Source organism: Spirosoma aerophilum (assembly GCF_054782495.1).
Window position 1 is genome coordinate 42,153 of record NZ_BAAGSJ010000012.1, and the last position, 15,974, is coordinate 58,126.

At 42.6% G+C, this 15,974-nt stretch carries 14 protein-coding genes; 8 read left to right on the forward strand and 6 right to left on the reverse strand.

Annotated features, from left to right (window positions below; all coding sequences use genetic code 11):
- Positions 1-88: 88 nt before the first annotated feature.
- The gene (locus ACYVK4_RS11110) at positions 89-1,078 is read right to left on the reverse strand and encodes an NAD(P)H-dependent flavin oxidoreductase (RefSeq protein WP_461127579.1); all 990 of its coding nucleotides are present in this window, start codon (positions 1,076-1,078) and stop codon (positions 89-91) included.
- Between the two features lie 145 nt (positions 1,079-1,223).
- On the opposite strand from ACYVK4_RS11110, the gene ACYVK4_RS11115 reads away from it, so the two are divergent.
- Positions 1,224-1,574 (forward strand): winged helix-turn-helix transcriptional regulator, encoded by a 351-nt coding sequence (locus ACYVK4_RS11115; protein ID WP_461127580.1) that lies wholly within the window; start codon positions 1,224-1,226, stop codon positions 1,572-1,574.
- Between the two features lie 175 nt (positions 1,575-1,749).
- Here the strand turns inward: ACYVK4_RS11115 and ACYVK4_RS11120 are convergent, their stop codons facing one another.
- A complete protein-coding gene (locus ACYVK4_RS11120; protein WP_461127581.1) occupies positions 1,750-2,595 on the reverse strand; it encodes a hypothetical protein in 846 nt (281 codons plus the stop codon).
- Positions 2,596-3,323: 728 nt separating this feature from the next.
- Here ACYVK4_RS11120 and ACYVK4_RS11125 point away from each other — a divergent pair.
- The 6 genes from ACYVK4_RS11125 to ACYVK4_RS11150 all read left to right on the forward strand — a co-directional run bounded on the left by ACYVK4_RS11125 (position 3,324) and on the right by ACYVK4_RS11150 (position 10,214).
- Positions 3,324-4,295: a RepB family plasmid replication initiator protein gene (locus ACYVK4_RS11125; RefSeq protein WP_461127582.1), complete on the forward strand. Its 972-nt coding sequence runs from the start codon at positions 3,324-3,326 to the stop codon at positions 4,293-4,295.
- Positions 4,296-4,452: 157 nt separating this feature from the next.
- Complete coding sequence (locus tag ACYVK4_RS11130) at positions 4,453-4,815, forward strand: lipocalin family protein (protein ID WP_461127666.1); 363 nt, start codon at positions 4,453-4,455, stop codon at positions 4,813-4,815.
- 456 nt (positions 4,816-5,271) lie between these two features.
- Positions 5,272-6,402, forward strand: a complete 1,131-nt coding sequence (locus ACYVK4_RS11135; RefSeq protein ID WP_461127583.1) for a tyrosine-type recombinase/integrase — start codon at positions 5,272-5,274, stop codon at positions 6,400-6,402.
- Between the two features lie 565 nt (positions 6,403-6,967).
- Positions 6,968-8,023, forward strand: a complete 1,056-nt coding sequence (locus ACYVK4_RS11140; protein WP_461127584.1) for a GNAT family N-acetyltransferase — start codon at positions 6,968-6,970, stop codon at positions 8,021-8,023.
- Positions 8,024-8,076: 53 nt separating this feature from the next.
- Positions 8,077-9,486 (forward strand): sensor histidine kinase, encoded by a 1,410-nt coding sequence (locus ACYVK4_RS11145; protein WP_461127585.1) that lies wholly within the window; start codon positions 8,077-8,079, stop codon positions 9,484-9,486.
- Entirely contained in the window at positions 9,486-10,214 is a 729-nt protein-coding gene (locus tag ACYVK4_RS11150; protein WP_461127586.1) for a LytR/AlgR family response regulator transcription factor, read from the forward strand. Before ACYVK4_RS11145 ends, ACYVK4_RS11150 begins: the two co-directional genes overlap by 1 nt.
- Before the next feature lie 248 nt (positions 10,215-10,462).
- Here ACYVK4_RS11150 and ACYVK4_RS11155 read toward each other — a convergent pair whose 3' ends face one another.
- From ACYVK4_RS11155 to ACYVK4_RS11165, 3 genes are all read right to left on the reverse strand, one after another.
- A complete protein-coding gene (locus ACYVK4_RS11155) occupies positions 10,463-10,723 on the reverse strand; it encodes a hypothetical protein (protein ID WP_461127587.1) in 261 nt (86 codons plus the stop codon).
- Positions 10,724-11,412: 689 nt separating this feature from the next.
- The gene (locus ACYVK4_RS11160) at positions 11,413-11,985 is read right to left on the reverse strand and encodes a hypothetical protein (RefSeq protein ID WP_461127588.1); all 573 of its coding nucleotides are present in this window, start codon (positions 11,983-11,985) and stop codon (positions 11,413-11,415) included.
- A 50-nt stretch (positions 11,986-12,035) separates the two neighbouring features.
- Positions 12,036-13,097 carry a helix-turn-helix domain-containing protein gene (locus ACYVK4_RS11165; RefSeq protein ID WP_461127589.1) on the reverse strand — a complete coding sequence of 354 codons (1,062 nt, stop codon included), beginning with the start codon at positions 13,095-13,097 and terminating at the stop codon, positions 12,036-12,038.
- Positions 13,098-13,432: 335 nt separating this feature from the next.
- Here ACYVK4_RS11165 and ACYVK4_RS11170 point away from each other — a divergent pair, with 335 nt between their 5' ends.
- Positions 13,433-14,503 (forward strand): PDDEXK nuclease domain-containing protein, encoded by a 1,071-nt coding sequence (locus tag ACYVK4_RS11170; RefSeq protein WP_461127590.1) that lies wholly within the window; start codon positions 13,433-13,435, stop codon positions 14,501-14,503.
- A gap of 286 nt (positions 14,504-14,789) precedes the next feature.
- Here ACYVK4_RS11170 and ACYVK4_RS11175 read toward each other — a convergent pair whose 3' ends face one another.
- On the reverse strand, positions 14,790-15,794 hold the full coding sequence (locus tag ACYVK4_RS11175; protein WP_461127591.1) for a LacI family DNA-binding transcriptional regulator: 1,005 nt from the start codon (positions 15,792-15,794) through the stop codon (positions 14,790-14,792).
- Between the last annotated feature and the right edge of the window lie 180 nt (positions 15,795-15,974).

Below are 15,974 nucleotides of genomic sequence, written 5' to 3' on the forward strand. Positions count from 1 at the left end.
GATTGTTTTTTACTCACTTTCAACGCCAGTGAATAGAATACAATTCTCCGATTTTCTAAACCATACTAGTTGAATGTAAGGCGAGATCTTAGATAAAATCACGCATGACATCCTCGATCACGGCGCTCACCGAACGGATTTCATGGATGTACGTAATGCCGTTGCCTACCGAAATGTACCCCTCATCCAGATTGCCTTCCACCATACCCACACGCATCCCCTGGTTCCCTACCAACACATTGGTAATTGCCTCAGTACTGGCACCCGCCTTGTCCATTTCGACTAGCTTATCGGCAAAAGGCGTAGGAAGGGAACGGTAAAAGGAGAAAGCCGAACGGAACATGAGCAACTTATCCGCGTTGCTTTCGACCACCATCTCCTTCACATTAGCGGCCATGCGACTTTCTTGGGTTGCCAAAAAGAGCGTACCCGCATACACCCCTTCTGCCCCCAAAGCAAACACAGCCCGTACGCCATTAACATCCGCAATACCGCCCGCTGCCAGTACGGGAATAGAAACGGCTTGAGCGATCTGGGCCGTAATGGAAAAGGTGCCAATGGGTTTGCTGGGAAGCGATCCGCCCTCGTCGAAGCCCGTAGCGATGATGATGTCGGCCCCCAATCGCTGGGCTTCCCGGGCGTTTTCGGGTGTGACATCAATGGGGCGACATAAGATTTTACGGCCTGCCGCTTTAAAAATTTTAAATAACTCAGCATCAACACCGTTAATCAGAACCACCGGTACATTTTCTTCCAACAGCAAATTGGTCATCAGCGGAATCATATCAGGGTTGGCTGAAACCATCACCGGTACGGCAAAAGGCTTGTCGGTTAAAGCCTTCACGTTGCGTATCTCTGCCCGCATTCGTTTAATCACGTCTTCATTAGAGGTGGGGTTGGTCGTTTGACCTGCATGGGGACCGAGCATTCCTAAGCCTCCTGCATTACTTACTTGGGCAACTAATTGCGCATCGGTAAGCCACGACATGGCTCCTTGGATAATCGGATAGTTTATGCCTAAAATTTGGGGAACACGGCTTTGCAACTCCCATTTTTGATTCCTTGTATTGATAGTCATGGTGATCAATTAGCTGACGCGTAAACGCCGACTGAACGTGGACATACGGTCTGTTTAACTAAAGTTATGTTGCAAAATTAGCCTTATTTAGTTTCCTTTGTATACTAGTTTCCTTTAGGAAACCACAGTTGTATAGTTGAACGTTATGGCAGTTAAGCGAGGACATAGTAATTGTATCGATACGGTAAAGCCCCTACGGGATGCCCTAGACGTGATCAACGGCAAATGGAAACTGCCCATTATCGTTTCCATCGGCGTGGGTAACGATCGCTTTAGCGATATTCGGGATAGTATTCCGGGGATAACGCCAAAGGTGTTGGCGAAAGAGCTCAAAGATTTGGAAGAGCATAAGCTTATCAAGCGAACTGTGGTGGGGGGTTACCCAGTCCAGATTTTATACACTTCCGAAGCGTACGCCGATAGCTTGACGCCGGTAGTCTTAGCGTTAAAGGAATGGGGCTTGAACCACCGGAGCAAAATTTTTAGTGCAGACTAACAGCGTGTATTGTCCGTCTCTCAAAACGACCGTTAAAATGAAATTTTAGACGTAACATATTGATATATAGTATTTTAAGTGCTGTATAATATAGTGTTGTACCAGTTATTCAGGATACCCGTCTTATTCATATTTAATATAACTACCTGTAAGTATCGCCAGCACACTGAACTCGTCAAGGTTCATCAAACAAATTTAACTGGGCCTGATCATTCGCTGGAGTTAATAGGCCAAACGCTTCCTGGCTTTCTAACTCGGTCCGTGGCCGAGCGTAAAGCCATTTAGGCCCTGATGTACTTTTAAGCGAAAACCGGTTCAGGTAATTCTCGATTTCCTTGTTCTGCTGCGGATGCACCCGGTTTATTTCTGCCATGTTGACAAAAATAACGTTTTGCTTACTCTGAGTGATGTTACCAACTCGATCACGAATATGGTGTAGCAAGTGCTCTGAGGCATTGTCATACTCACCGGTTGGCAACTGGTATTTATAGCTGATATATAAGTAAGCATACCCCCGCTGGTAGGTTGAAACGGCTAACTCATATTTAGCTGATTGTTGCTGAACTTGCTGCCAGGCTTCTATTTCCTGCTGAGCATTGTATATTTTACGACGAGATTCAGCCTGGGCCAGTGGCGGTAAATGGTCTATCTTATTCTGTAGCTGGTTAATTGATAATAACAAGCCATTGAGATAGTCATTAATATGTCCGTCGCGTTCTTCTTCTGTGAGGTCATGAGGCTTTTTGAGCCAATATTTATGCTTACTGAAAAAACTCATGCGTACAGCTGGCCGGCCATAGTTGATCAGTTTCACGGTTTTGCATCCAAAGTCCCGCCAAATGGCGAAATCAGCCATGTATTTACTATCGACAAAATGAATGTCGCCACATTCCTGCCAATTACCCTCTATATCCCATTCATCCCGGTCAGGTCTAAGTTTCGGAACTTTAGTAATTTGTTCTGATAAACCTGTTAGTAAGAACTGATACTCTTTTTCAGTAAATTTTGTCTTTTTCTTCATGGCGGAGAAGGGTGAATTTAGTATAAAGATAATTACCTTTTTATTTTACTCTGAGAGTAAAACTAATCTCTATGAAATGCTTTATCAATTTCTGATTTAAAAATTTGATCTTCAATTCATAAGTAGACTTATCACCTCAATACACCTTTGATCAATTACAACTTGTTTCTTATTTTTAATTGTTCTGAAATTGAGAACTTGATTATTTGATACTTGTAAGTCATTTTCTATGTGAGTAACTATCTATAAAACAATTAGTTACGAAAGTTTCAATTAATATAAGGCAAGATCCAGGTAGTTTTTAGCAAGAAGTAGGTAGGTTTAGGCAAGATACAAGTAGGTTAAAGTAAGATGGTGGTAGGTTCAGGCAAGACAGAAGTATCCACAATTGACCTTTTAAGCAAGATGGAAGTAGATTTGAGCAAGATATAAGTAGGTTTAAAGCAAGATGCATATACACTCATGATGCTTTAAATATAAATTTCAGTTAATTATATACATGACATTTTTAATACCTAATAACAATATGTTACTCATATTATTCGTTAAATTTTGGTAAGTACAACATGTAAAATAAGCTAAACCTAAACTACTAATGATCAGGTATATAGATAAGTAAAGCAATATAAAAGTAGGTCAATGGAGTACCGTAAAGCAAGATAGGGACTTTCTATATTGCTTTGATAGCGATTATTCATATTTTTGAGCTAGACTTACCAGGAAATAACATGGGAGAACTCGTCCACATTCAAGAGCCGCTCCGGCTACTATTATCTCGAAACAACTTCGACTTACTAGAAAGGCGAGTTTATTGGCTGATACTCAGGCATATTAAACAGCTTCAGACCCTGAGGCCTGCTGAAGTCGAAACCCTTCCAAGTGAATTTCCGGCATTCAAGATTCCCATTACTGATTTACAACTACCTAATTCCTCCTCCGAGGTTAATTACTCGACATACAAGAGGGTTGCCCAGCGACTTACATCCCGGCAACTATACCTTGATTCCCCAGCGCAGCACGAGTTTACGTCAGTGGTCGTTTTTCCAATGGCCCGCTATAGTAAAGGTGTATTAACGGTTGAGGTTAATAAACACTTGGTGCCTTACATGATCGACTTAAGTAAGGGGTATACCAAGCTCCAACTTCAGGCAGCCTTGTCCCTTAATAGTCAGTACGCTCAGAATTTATATACGAGACTCTGTAAGTTCCTTGATACAGGTATCTGGCGGGTTAGCGTTACAGATTTGAAAGACATCCTCGACGCCCAACAATACGTTCGCTGGTCTAACTTCAAGCAGACCGTATTGGCTCGGGCGATGGAAGAAATCAATCAGAAGACGGATATCGAAGTTTTCGTCAACGAAAAGAGAGAAGGCCGCTTTATCACGACGCTCATTTTTACGATAAAGAGGCAGTCTCGAAAAGACAACAAAGCATTTGATACCTTTAACGAGGAAATGGACATGGTGTATGCTCAACCGACTGAAGAACTTCAGAGTAAAGCAACTCAAATACTACTTCAGAACTATCGATTCACTAGTGCCCAGATGCGAGAAATCGTCAGTAATGAAAACTTACTACAAGAATTTATTCGGCTCGACGTGTTGATCCAGAAGGGGTTCATTGATGTAAAGACGAATCCAACCAGGTACATCGCCGGCATCTTATTTAAAAAACCGAAAGTTGCGGCTACCAAGTAAGTTAAGTGAATTTATTACTCAACGATTATGATACGATTGACACTACCAAGAGCCTGCACGCTGTTGTGTTTGCTTCTGCTAGCTGGTTGTTCAAAAGAGAATGCCGGGCCAGCAATCGACTCCGCACAGATAGTCGGGTAGCTGGCAGATTACCACGATTACGGCTGATCCTGCTGTTACCTCTCCCAACTATGGGAGTAATACAGATGTTCTCCAGCTATATCAGCAAAACATTGGTAAAGATTGTGTGGGTCCAACCCGATACGAATTTGCAGCTGACGGCGCATTACAGCTCACAACCTCGGCGGATTGCCAGAATAGGTTGAACAGTCTTTTCGGATTTACCTCAGCGAACTGGCGCACAAACGGCCAGCAACTACGCGTGGAAGGTAATTACGATGCACTCTCCTATACCGTGACGGAACAAAGTCCGCAGACTATGGTGTGGCGACGAACGGAGTACAACTCCCCGTTTGACGGAAAAACTCATTTGTATACGATCAAGTTGTCAAAGCGGTAAGTTGGGGGGGCCAACATTCGTACGAAATGTTCCGTCAGGCCAACTCTGCGGGTAAAATAACTCGACTTCAAGTGATCGATAGCTTACTTTGGCTGTTTAACCGGGTTTATTTCCCAGAAAATACATTCAAAAGCTATTAATTTGCCATGCATTGACTCAGTAAATAAATCGAACGTTTCCTTTACCACTTACTTAATTGGCGCCTTACTATTCTTTTATCTTCATGAAGATTCTTTCATGGAACATTTCGTACGAATGTTGGCCACTCCCCATCATAAGACGGTAAAACAGAATCAGTTTCTTTCACCGTCTTGTAAATTATAGTTTGCGAGAATTGGTGAAAATAGAATCTTTCACCAATTTTACATTTATATGGCAGAGATATCTTTAAAAGTAAAACTTACTGAAAGTACCGGAGCTAACCAAGCCCTCGGAAAGATACTTACACGTTACACGGTGAGTCAACTGATTCGCTATTTTGGAGCCGACCTGCCTAAGGCAAGTAATTATCCACGACACGCCAGAGTGTTTGTCGAGTTTTGTTTAAAAGAAGGGTTCGGCATTGACGGATTAAGCTTCACCCGATTCACGGCCGAGTTACCCCCCAACCGGGTATCGCCAATCCGCAAATTTTTACTATTCTACCAGACGATCGGTTGCCCGAGCGTTGTCGTTGATCCCAAGACCACTAAGTTACCACCGGCAGCCAATGATTTGGTACTACGATTCATTCGCGAAGCGAAAAACCTGCGGGGAGACCGATCCAAAGAAACGTACACCAAAGCACTCAATGCCTTCTTCATGTATGTTCATGAACAGAATGAACTAGGGCAACCGGCCTCGTTCAGTGGATTGACGGTTTCTGATTTCGTACAGCAGTTGAAAGATAATCAATACTCAGCCTTTACCATTAACCTGTACTTATCGGCCGTCAAGCAGTTAGCAACCTGGTGTATCCGTCGACGGGATGACCTGCATCTGGATGAGGATCAACTAAATGCCTTACGCGATATTGGCGATGTACGGGGACTGGCCATTGAGCGAACCTTTTATAAGGATAGCCTGGAGGCTGGGGAAAGGAACCAGATTCTGGGGGATGTTGAGAGTACACGAGATAAGGCCGTTTTTGTTTTACTGGGTCTGGAAGGCCTACGAACCGTCGAAGTGACTCGGTTGAAGCTAAGTGATTTAGACTTCGAAAGACATCAATTACAGGTGTTGGGCAAGGGCAAGAGTACGAAGAAAGCCATAAAATTTTTTGCTGGATGTCGAGATGTCCTACAAAGCTACCTGGAGGAATCAGGCCGGTGGCCCCTTCCCTACGACCGACGCGGAGAATATCTATTTCACGACCTGAAGACTTACCAAATACGATATATCGTCGATAAGCAACTGAAAAAACATGGATTGAAACGAACTGGTATGTCAGCCCACAGTTTACGGCATACCGTCGGCCAGCTCCTATTAGAAGAAGGGGTTAGTCTAGAGCATGTACAGCAACATCTGCGTCATGAAACAATAGAAACAACACAATTTTACACTAAGAAAAAAACCCGAAAAACATATTTCCAGCAAATGCCTGATTGAGGTCTAAAAAGGAGCAGTACCCCATTGAGTAACTTGAATGTCAAATAAGTCTTCGTTGATAACCCATTGTAGAAGATCGTTTATGTTAATCCGGAGCATTAAGCCACTGATCAACAAGTTGTAAATATTCAGGATGTTCAGTGACCTGAAAACTAACCTCAAGGTCAAGGAGCCGGATAGCCTGTTCCAAAATTATTTTCTGAGAATCAGTAGGCGCGAAATCAGGCCTGGCTATATCGTGTGATAATTGGCTTAAAGAAGACATAAAAAACGTATAGGTCGATTCAGAAACATGCATACTTCTAACTGCCATTGTAGCCCTATTTTCAACATATTCATCCTCCCATAGCTACAATAGCATAGCAATTTTACGCACAAATAAATTTAGCTAACGGTTCCCGTGCCAACTCGGCATAATTGCAGGACAAATAGTGTGTTTGGCAGGACAAACTGGATTTTCCTTTCAGTTGTGGGTATTGAAGTGTCCAGAAGACAAAACAAATACTCTACTAGTTAGCTATATTTAATATTGTATCCATTATGATTTAGGTTGAAGTCAGACCTTATGATTACATCAAAACAGGAAATTCTGTTTAGCCAAGACAGCTTGTCAATAAGCGTATCGGCCGATGCTGATGAGCAAGCCGTTACGTTGCTTGAACAGACCACCTATGGCACAAAAGGCGTTCGTTACCAGCAAACTGGCCAGAAGATTAAACTAAAGCAACTACATAATCCCTACTTTTTTCACCTCTACCAGCATCAGAATTTGATTGGCTTGTACTGTCTGGATCAACGGCCGGTTGCTTTTCCAGGTACTTCAGTGAACGGCTTTTATGGTCGTTATCTGGCCGTTCGTGGCGATGTTCAGGGGAAAGGATACGGACAACTACTGAAATCAAGCGCTATAGAGTATATCACCAAAAACGTGTCAGAGCCCTACCTATTTTACTCATACATTGAAGCCAAAAACACCCGTTCTATGGCAGCATCACTTCGGGAAAACTTCGAGTCCGTTGCCAAGTTAAAAACGTTCATGTTCCGGAGATTCGCGCCCAATCTAGATGCCCGCTTTAACCTGGTATCTGTACCGGATACCGACAGAATTCTGAATCTGGTTAAAAAACAGTATAGAGGCTATGGTTTTCAGAACTTTTTGAACATCAATTATAACAATCATTACTTTACTCTGGAAGAGAATGGACACGTATTGGCAGGTGTTCAGGCAAACCCAATCGTCTGGAAACTGATCCACATTCCAGGCAAGCTTGGACCATTCATCCGGAACGTTGCTCCCTATATTCCAGGTCTCAGGCGTTTCTTTAACCCATCAAAACAGGCATTTGTCACGCTGGAAGGTGTTTATTTGGAGGAAGGTCGGTCGGACCTTCTTGCCGTCCTTCTGGAAAGCGTATTGGCTCATTTTAAAGCACACACTGCTATGTGGCAGATAGATGAAAGAGATCCCATTATTCATTTACTGAATAGTCAGCAGATGGGCCCACTCAGCCAGTTCCAGCCAGGCGTAATAACCCACGTTATGGCTAAGGCAGTGGGTATTCCCTCAATGATCGAATTAGGTAGAGAACCTGTCTACGTATCCAGCTTCGATTATTCATAAAGTAAATGTAGACACGTCATCCAACTACTTTGAGAACCATAAGCCGCTCTCCAATGAATCAATCTGAGACGCAGTTAAAACAATTACTGGAACGGTCTAAAGAACAATTAACCCGACCTTTTTCTAATGTACAGCGTAGATTGCTGTATGTGATCAATATCACTTACCTGACATTAACGCCCACTTTTTTAATCAGCGAAAAGCTAGCTACTGGTTCTTACGTTCCAGACAACCGTCTTTGGTTCATTTATGGATTCGTTTGGTTTGCGAACCTGATTTCGGGGGTTTATGCGTTTGTCACCCTAAAAGGAAACCAGCTATCTATTTTCGGAAGATCATTAGACATATCCAGGCTCAAACGTGGCTCTCGCACGGAGAAGGCTTTACGCTGGCTGAGTGTTGTATCGGTAATGATCATGAGTATAGCCAACATGACAGGTGTTGGCAATCCATCCAATGATTCGCTATTGACCGATTTCGCCCTGGCTCACTCCTTAATCGTTTTGGCAGCCATGATACTGGGCCGGACAGTTATGTGGATCTGGTCGACCGTTGTCATCGTGATTCTGATCTATTTAACATTTGGCCAACTGGGCTATTCTTATCGCTATAACTATCTAACTCCAAGTGAGTCGAGCCTGTATGAGAAAGCCTTGTCAAAGCAAGAAGCTTGGGCAGTAAACCGGCAGACGGTGCTGAAAGCTAATCGTCTGAATCCGCCACAGGCGTCGCGTTATTTTAACACGTGGTCTATTTTTATCGTGGTCGCTTCTGCAACAGCCTATTATTTTGCAGGTATAGCCCGAGATCTCTTTACGATTATTCCCGAAGTCACCGATGATATCAAGGATGCTATCGAAGCTACCAAAGTGGCGGAAGAACGACGTTTAATTCAACAGCAGGAAACACTAAGTACGGAATTAAAGGCGCTGAAAGCCCAGGTTAATCCGCACTTCCTATATAACACCTTAAATTACTTTTATATCCGGTCTCAGGATGTTGATCCCGAATTGGCCGAGTCGATCATGAAACTTTCCGAAATCATGCGTTACAGTATGCGGGAAGATTTTAATACGGTCAAGTTATCAGAAGAAATCAATTACATGGAGCAGTTCATTAGTCTGCACCAGCTGCGATATCCGCTGTACATTAACTTCAACGTTACAGGCGATATTGATGGAAAGACTATTCTGCCCTTTCTCTACATTGGCTTGTTGGAAAACGCTTTTAAACATGGGAATATGACTGATTCGAAATACCCCTTTTCGATTGATAAAAAGGCCAAGAAGGATAGAATTGAGTTTTATACTACTAATCTGAAAAATAAAAAAAAGCGTTTCGAGAGCAATCATATCGGGCTGACCAATACCCGCCAACGGCTGGAGCGCGCTTATGAAAACTACACATTTGACATCAACCAAACAGAGGATACATTTTCGTGTAACCTAATTATTTACTGCTAATGGCTATGACCTGCTTAATCCTCGATGATGAGGAAATATGTGTGAATCTGCTACGCAAATATATTGAGCAAGTACCTACATTAAATCTAAAGGCTACTTTCACCAACCCAAACGACGCCCTTCTATTTCTGGAGCATGAAAAAGTGGACCTTATTTTTCTGGATATGGAAATGCCTAATTATTCTCTCGATGGCTTGGATTTAATTCGTATTCTAGGTGATTCTCAGAATTACATATTTACGACAGGACACCCCAAATATGCGTCGCCTAGCTATGAATATAATGCAATCGATTTCCTTGAAAAACCTTTTCGGTTTGAACGATTCACCAAGTCCGTTCAACGGGCTAAACAAGTGCTGAGCATTCTTGCTCTGAGAGATACTACACCAACTGACACATACACGTTTGTGCGGGTGAATGGGAATTTACAGCGGGTAGATTTTGATGATCTATGTTGGGTTGAGAGCGAGCGTAATGGTATCTGGTTTTATACCGAAACGAACCGTTATTACAGCGGACTATCGATTGGTGACATAGAAGCTCGCCTTCCTAAAAATCAATTCATGCGCGTTCATAAATCGTACATTATTCCCATCAGCAAAGCAGAGGTGATCAATAAAGAAACGATTAGTATTCGAAGGCAGGGAAAGCTTCAGGAAATTCCAATTGGTGAAACTTACCGAAAAGAATTTATTTCCGCAATTGAAAACAAGATAATGAGGAAATAGGCTGGGAAACTACTGGTCTAGTGTGATCGATCTTTTGTCAGATAGGCCGATAGACCTACCCTCAAAGCTCCATCAGGGCGATTCCTATATGACCTACTCTTAAAGGGCTTCTACTGTGACCATTGAAAAATTCAAGGGGGTGACGATTCAAAGATTATAAAGAAGACCATGTACCTTACCCACATCATAGACAACCAATGTGCCCATATCCAGCAAATAGTTCAGTATTGAAATCGGTTATATAAAAGCTAAATTACGTTCCTTACAATCTTTTCTTCCATGTCGCGTTTTTGTGCTTGCTTCATGGCGGGTAAAGTTAACAGGCCCGTCTTCATCTTCTGACGGTAGAGTTGCACCCAACTACGAATCGTATAGCCACTGTGAATGCCTAAATCTTCCACCACCCGGCTAACTTCTTCACTGCCAAAGAGGATGCGAAACAGGGCCGTCTCCCGGAGTTGTTCGCTGTGCTGAAAGCGACATAGTAGGTCGCGAATGTGGTCTTCCATAGTTGTCAATTTTTGATGAAAATTGACAACCTATATCAGGACAAGACACTATATCGCAGTGGTCAACATGTTGTCTGGCCATCTTTAGTAATTATGTTGTGATTTTATGGGATTGAAAAATTCCACCGCCTGCCCTATCTATTCTCTCCGAAAAAATTCGGAGAGAATAGATAGGGCAGCGGCCTGAACTATTTTGAGTTACTACATCTGAAACAACTGCATAGCTTACTACTCAACTATCAGTTTGGGGTAACACTTGGCTGTTTTCAGGAGACTCTTTAAAACCAGAGTAAGCAACGTTCAATATTGGACGAGCTGCAAAAGGGCTGTTAAACTACGATAGTTCCACAGGCGTAAAATGCAGAGGGATTGAATCGGATGAGACAATACTGAGCCATAGGCTTGCGAATTCAAGGCAAACCTTTTTGTTTTGCACTCAGTTTACCAATCGGAAATGCAACTACAGTGCCCACGAAGCCTGTTGATTCCCTCCGACTGTTTGCGCAGCGGGGCTTTATTTTTAGTTTTCTCGGTACCTCGGGGCGAATCGCTACCAACGGTTCAGCTTCGAGGTCCTTTTGCTACATAGATTCTCCATTTTATAGGCTACAAAAAGCAAAGCAGCTATCCTTCGCCTAGTCCAATTTGCTTAACACATTCTTTTCAGGATATTGATTTTTGGCTCACTTTCAAGCTGAATGTAGATTTGTCGTCATAGGTATGTAATTTTTTTCCGATAATTTACTCATCTTCTCCCAGTACTGTATTTGCTGGTGTGTTAGCTGTTTATTCATCCAAGGCGATCGACTCTGCACTTCAACCAATTTTTTTACTGCAGTCGCTGGTTTCAATAATCCGCTTCTAACGAGCCGATCTAGTACCCAGATAAGCGATTTTGCACGTATACCACGCTGTTCCGCGTCACGTCTTAAATAGTCACATCCGGATAATAGATTTGCATTTAGTCGTTTAGCAATTCGACACAACGCACGATCGGTAGTTGACATTCGATTGATCGGGCCAACCTCATTAATCACTTGATTCATATCGTCAGCTGTTGCCATCTCAATCGTCATTTGACCATTTTGACAGTGTTGCTCTATCTCCTTACGGTCATTTTGACCTAATTTCCTGATTACTTCCGGTGTAGTGATCAGACTTACTTTGCTGATCAGCAAAGCTGGGAGCAATTGCGTTTGTTCCAGATCAAGCAGTATTGACGTATCCGCAACGCACCGCTCTAATTGTGCTTTTTCACTCATTCGAATTGGGTTACGGCGCAATACGCCATACTAGTTGTTAAATTTTTGTTTTACATTTTTACAAATGATTCACGAAAATCTGAGAATGACATCCCACTTAATGTTACTGCTTTATCAAGAGTAATCAGGCCTTCAGTGACTGCCTTATGTAGCAATCGTTGAAAGCGACCAGCTCGCTCCTCACCATTGTATTTTCCAGGTTCGTCTTTACGCCACCCTTTTTTAGTGAAGTAGATAGATAATCCGGTGTACGTACTGTTACTGATTATGTCTAGTTCTTTGGCTCTTCGCAAAATCGCCTGCATTGAGACTCCGAAACGAATTTTTATATCAACTAACTCATAAATAGATAGTTGCTTACGTCTAGGTGATAAAATTTGAATCATTCGTTCTCCTGGTAAGAGCAATGCACCCGCGAAATAGTGACACAACATTTCTACATCGCGGCTACTAATTGTCGGAGAGAATCTTAAAATCTGATGAGCTAACTCGTGGCTGGCGGTGAAACGCTGCCTAACTACATCAAAGAATGTATTTACGACGATACCTATATGTTTACCCTCATTAGACTCATTGTCTATTATTGCGGTCAACCCATCAAACTCTTCCGATGCGACAAATTGAAAACACTTGATGCCCATGTCATCCAATAAGCCAATCACATTGGGTATAGGATCCATTCCGAGCTTTAATGCTTGACGTAATTTTTTAGCTGCCTCTTCTACATCAGTTCTTGTACTCACTTCGATTATACCAACGGGGCTAATAAACCGATTACGTTCTCCTGTTAGCTTCTCTAATTCAACAAACCTTTCAAAGTAATCCGTAGCTTCTGCTACAATCATACCTTCATTAGTTTTGGTCAACTTTACCCGTTTACGAAAGTCGATTTGTTGCAACGAAATGGCCACAGGTCGAAGAAAATAGTCTGGGTCGACCCCTAGCACTTTACACAGTTGTATAAGCCCTTCTCCATCAGGGCGAGCTTTTCCCTGCTCATATTTATGAAGAGCCTGTTTACTTATGTTGCCTATCCGATCAGCTATATCTTGTAAGGATAAGCCTTTTCTCTGTCGAGCAAAAATAAACCGCTCAGCGAACGCCTGCATCATAAATTGAATCTTGTTTGTCCACGTAAATATGTGTTATATAGTAGTAATCGTGTTTTTGTTGGCCTAGTAGATCAAGAATAATCTCTGAAATGTCAACCAATCCGCAAATCGCATAAGTTCCCAACTTGAAAGGAAATTTTAGAAAACATGTCAAAAACAAAAGAATATTTTACCTATAGGAAAAATAGTTTAATAGCTTAAAGCAATTTTCGGCCTTTTGCTAGAATATGAGTGGAAGCATTACTTTTTCTCTATCCTCAATTTGAGGTTGTAATTGCACTATTTTAAAATGAGTAAGAAGTAATCATACCTATTGTGATTCTGTACTTTTGCTAATGACAAAAATTGTCATTATTCATTTTATGAATCCAATAATACCTAATACGGATCCGCTCCTCAATGATTTACGTAGTCTAATTTCTCAGTCGCGCCAACAAATAGCCTCCATTATTAATGCAGAAATCACCCGGCTGTATTGGGGTATTGGGAAACGAATCAATGAAGAAATTCTAAATCAAGGCCGAGCGGAATATGGTAAGAAGACGATTCGTCGACTCAGTGAGCAGTTGATTGCCGAATTTGGCCGGGGCTTTAGTATTGCCAATTTGACCAATGCCGTCGAGCTAGCTCGATTATATGCCGATCCCCAAATTATTCAGACAGTGTCTGAACAATTCACTTGGTCGCATTTCGTCACGTTTGTTACCATTAAGGATGAGTTGAAACGGGACTTTTATATGCAGATGGCGCGGTTGGAGCGCTGGAGCGTCCGTACTCTCCAGAAGAAGATTGATGGTATGCTGTACGAACGTACGGCGATTTCACGGCTACCCGAAGAGACAATCCGACAAGAGTTATCCCAGCTGCGGGATGATGATCAACTCTCACCTGACTTAGTTTTTCGAGACCCCTATGTACTTGACTTTTTAGGATTAGAGAGTAATTACTCTGAACTGGAGCTGGAAGATGCAATCCTGTCAGAACTTCAGAAATTTATCATTGAGCTGGGAAGTGACTTTGCCTTTATGGCCAGGCAGAAGCGCGTTGTCATCGACGGGGAAGATCACCGAATTGATTTATTATTTTATCATCGTCGATTACGACGGCTTGTAGCCATCGACCTAAAATTAGGTAGGTTCAAGGCATCCTATAAAGGCCAAATGGAACTCTATCTGGGCTGGTTGAAACAGTATGAAATGCTGGAAGGCGAAGCTTCGCCGATTGGCCTAATTTTGTGCGCCGAGAAAACACGGGAGCACATCGAACTGATGCAATTGGACAAAGGCGACATACGAGTCGCTGAATATCTAACCCATCAGTTGCCAACCACCGTACTGGAGCAAAAACTACACTTAGCTATTGAGCAAGCTCGGCAACGATTAGACTACCCTGCGGATGAGGAGTAAAACCAAGCAATAGAAATTACTAACTTAGAATGGAGGGTAGACTACTAGTAGGGTATCTAGTACGATAAAAATCGTTCAGAAAAAGCGTGACACTAGTCGAAAGAGTGAACTACTAAACTGAACGGATTTATTGAACGCGAAAAGGCCTGTTTTCGGCCACCTCCCTCCTATCCAGTCATCGTTCAAGTAAACCTCCGAATATTTTCGAACAACACAAGAATTGAAGTTACTCCATTAAACTTGGAGACAATACCTCTAAATCTCCTAAAGAAGCATTGGGCATATATTACAATGAGGAGGCTCGTATAATCATCCGGGTAGGAATTCTAACCGTTTCGGTGTTAAGTTTTTTCGATTTGCCTTCAATCAGGTCAATCAATTGTCCGGCAGCTTTCTGTCCAATTTCCAGCGCGGGTTGCTCGACCGTACTCATGGGCGGAGCAAGTAAATCGGCTAAGGGCGTATTGGTAAAACCAATAAGTGACACAGCCTCAGGAATGGCAATATGCCGTTTTTTGAGAGCAGACAGACAACCTATGGCCAGCCTGTCACTGGCTGCAAAAAAAGCGTCGGGAGACTGATTCAGCAGATCGTCGATGACGGGCTCTAGATCATACTGGCCAAAGCTGGCATATCGAACTAAACGTTCGTCATAAGGCAACCCATATTTTTCTAGGGCAGCCCGGTAACCAGCCAGACGCTCTTGGGTTATAGAGATATAAGGTGGTATTGTGACATGGGCAATACGATGTCGCCCCGTCTGGATCAAATGCTCCGTGGCGGCAAAAGCACCCCCAAAATTATCGGCAGTTACGCAAGGGATATTAAGTTCAGAAGCGACACGATCGAACAGGACAATAGGTAGTTTTTTCTCCTGTAAGAGCCGCAGGTGCGACACGTCAGAAGTACTACTAGAGAGCGAAATAAGTAAACCGTCTGCTTTTCGGTCGACTACCTGCTGCACCGTCACCAGTTCCCGCTCGTAAGACTCGTGGCTTTGAAAAATAATTACATAATAGCCCCGGCTATGGGCAATGTCCTCAATACCGTTGATAACCTGAGAGAAAAAATTATTAGCAATCTGGGGAACAACAACGCCGATAACCCGGCTACGGTTTTCCTTCAGACTAAGGGCAATTGGATTGGGCCGGTAGTTGAACCGCTCGGCATACTCGATCACTAGGCGTTTCGTATCTGTACTGATTTCATAGCTATCCCGCAAGGCACGGGACACGGTCGAAGTCGAGAGATTTAATGCACGAGCAATATCTTTTATCGTAATGGCTTCCAAAACTGTATCCTGGTAAAATGCAAATAAGAAACCAAATGAACCAGATGTTCTGCTTATAAGGTTAAACGGCCAATTAATTACTTATTCTACAAATTAAGGGCGCAACATTAACCAATGGCAACGTTCCCGATAACGTTTGCACGAATAAATAATGGCAAAAGCTTCGCTATTAGTCCTGAA

What these genes read in the sequence shown, in the direction of transcription:
- ACYVK4_RS11110 (WP_461127579.1), bottom strand. Translation starts at nt 1,078, where the DNA reads ATGACTATCAATACAAGGAATCAAAAATGGGAGTTGCAAAGCCGTGTT.
- ACYVK4_RS11160 (WP_461127588.1), bottom strand. Translation starts at nt 11,985, where the DNA reads ATGAGTGAAAAAGCACAATTAGAGCGGTGCGTTGCGGATACGTCAATA.
- ACYVK4_RS11150 (WP_461127586.1), top strand. Translation starts at nt 9,486, where the DNA reads ATGGCTATGACCTGCTTAATCCTCGATGATGAGGAAATATGTGTGAAT.
- ACYVK4_RS11165 (WP_461127589.1), bottom strand. Translation starts at nt 13,097, where the DNA reads ATGATGCAGGCGTTCGCTGAGCGGTTTATTTTTGCTCGACAGAGAAAA.
- ACYVK4_RS11125 (WP_461127582.1), top strand. Translation starts at nt 3,324, where the DNA reads ATGGGAGAACTCGTCCACATTCAAGAGCCGCTCCGGCTACTATTATCT.
- ACYVK4_RS11120 (WP_461127581.1), bottom strand. Translation starts at nt 2,595, where the DNA reads ATGAAGAAAAAGACAAAATTTACTGAAAAAGAGTATCAGTTCTTACTA.
- ACYVK4_RS11115 (WP_461127580.1), top strand. Translation starts at nt 1,224, where the DNA reads ATGGCAGTTAAGCGAGGACATAGTAATTGTATCGATACGGTAAAGCCC.
- ACYVK4_RS11140 (WP_461127584.1), top strand. Translation starts at nt 6,968, where the DNA reads ATGATTACATCAAAACAGGAAATTCTGTTTAGCCAAGACAGCTTGTCA.
- ACYVK4_RS11170 (WP_461127590.1), top strand. Translation starts at nt 13,433, where the DNA reads ATGACAAAAATTGTCATTATTCATTTTATGAATCCAATAATACCTAAT.
- ACYVK4_RS11155 (WP_461127587.1), bottom strand. Translation starts at nt 10,723, where the DNA reads ATGGAAGACCACATTCGCGACCTACTATGTCGCTTTCAGCACAGCGAA.
- ACYVK4_RS11145 (WP_461127585.1), top strand. Translation starts at nt 8,077, where the DNA reads ATGAATCAATCTGAGACGCAGTTAAAACAATTACTGGAACGGTCTAAA.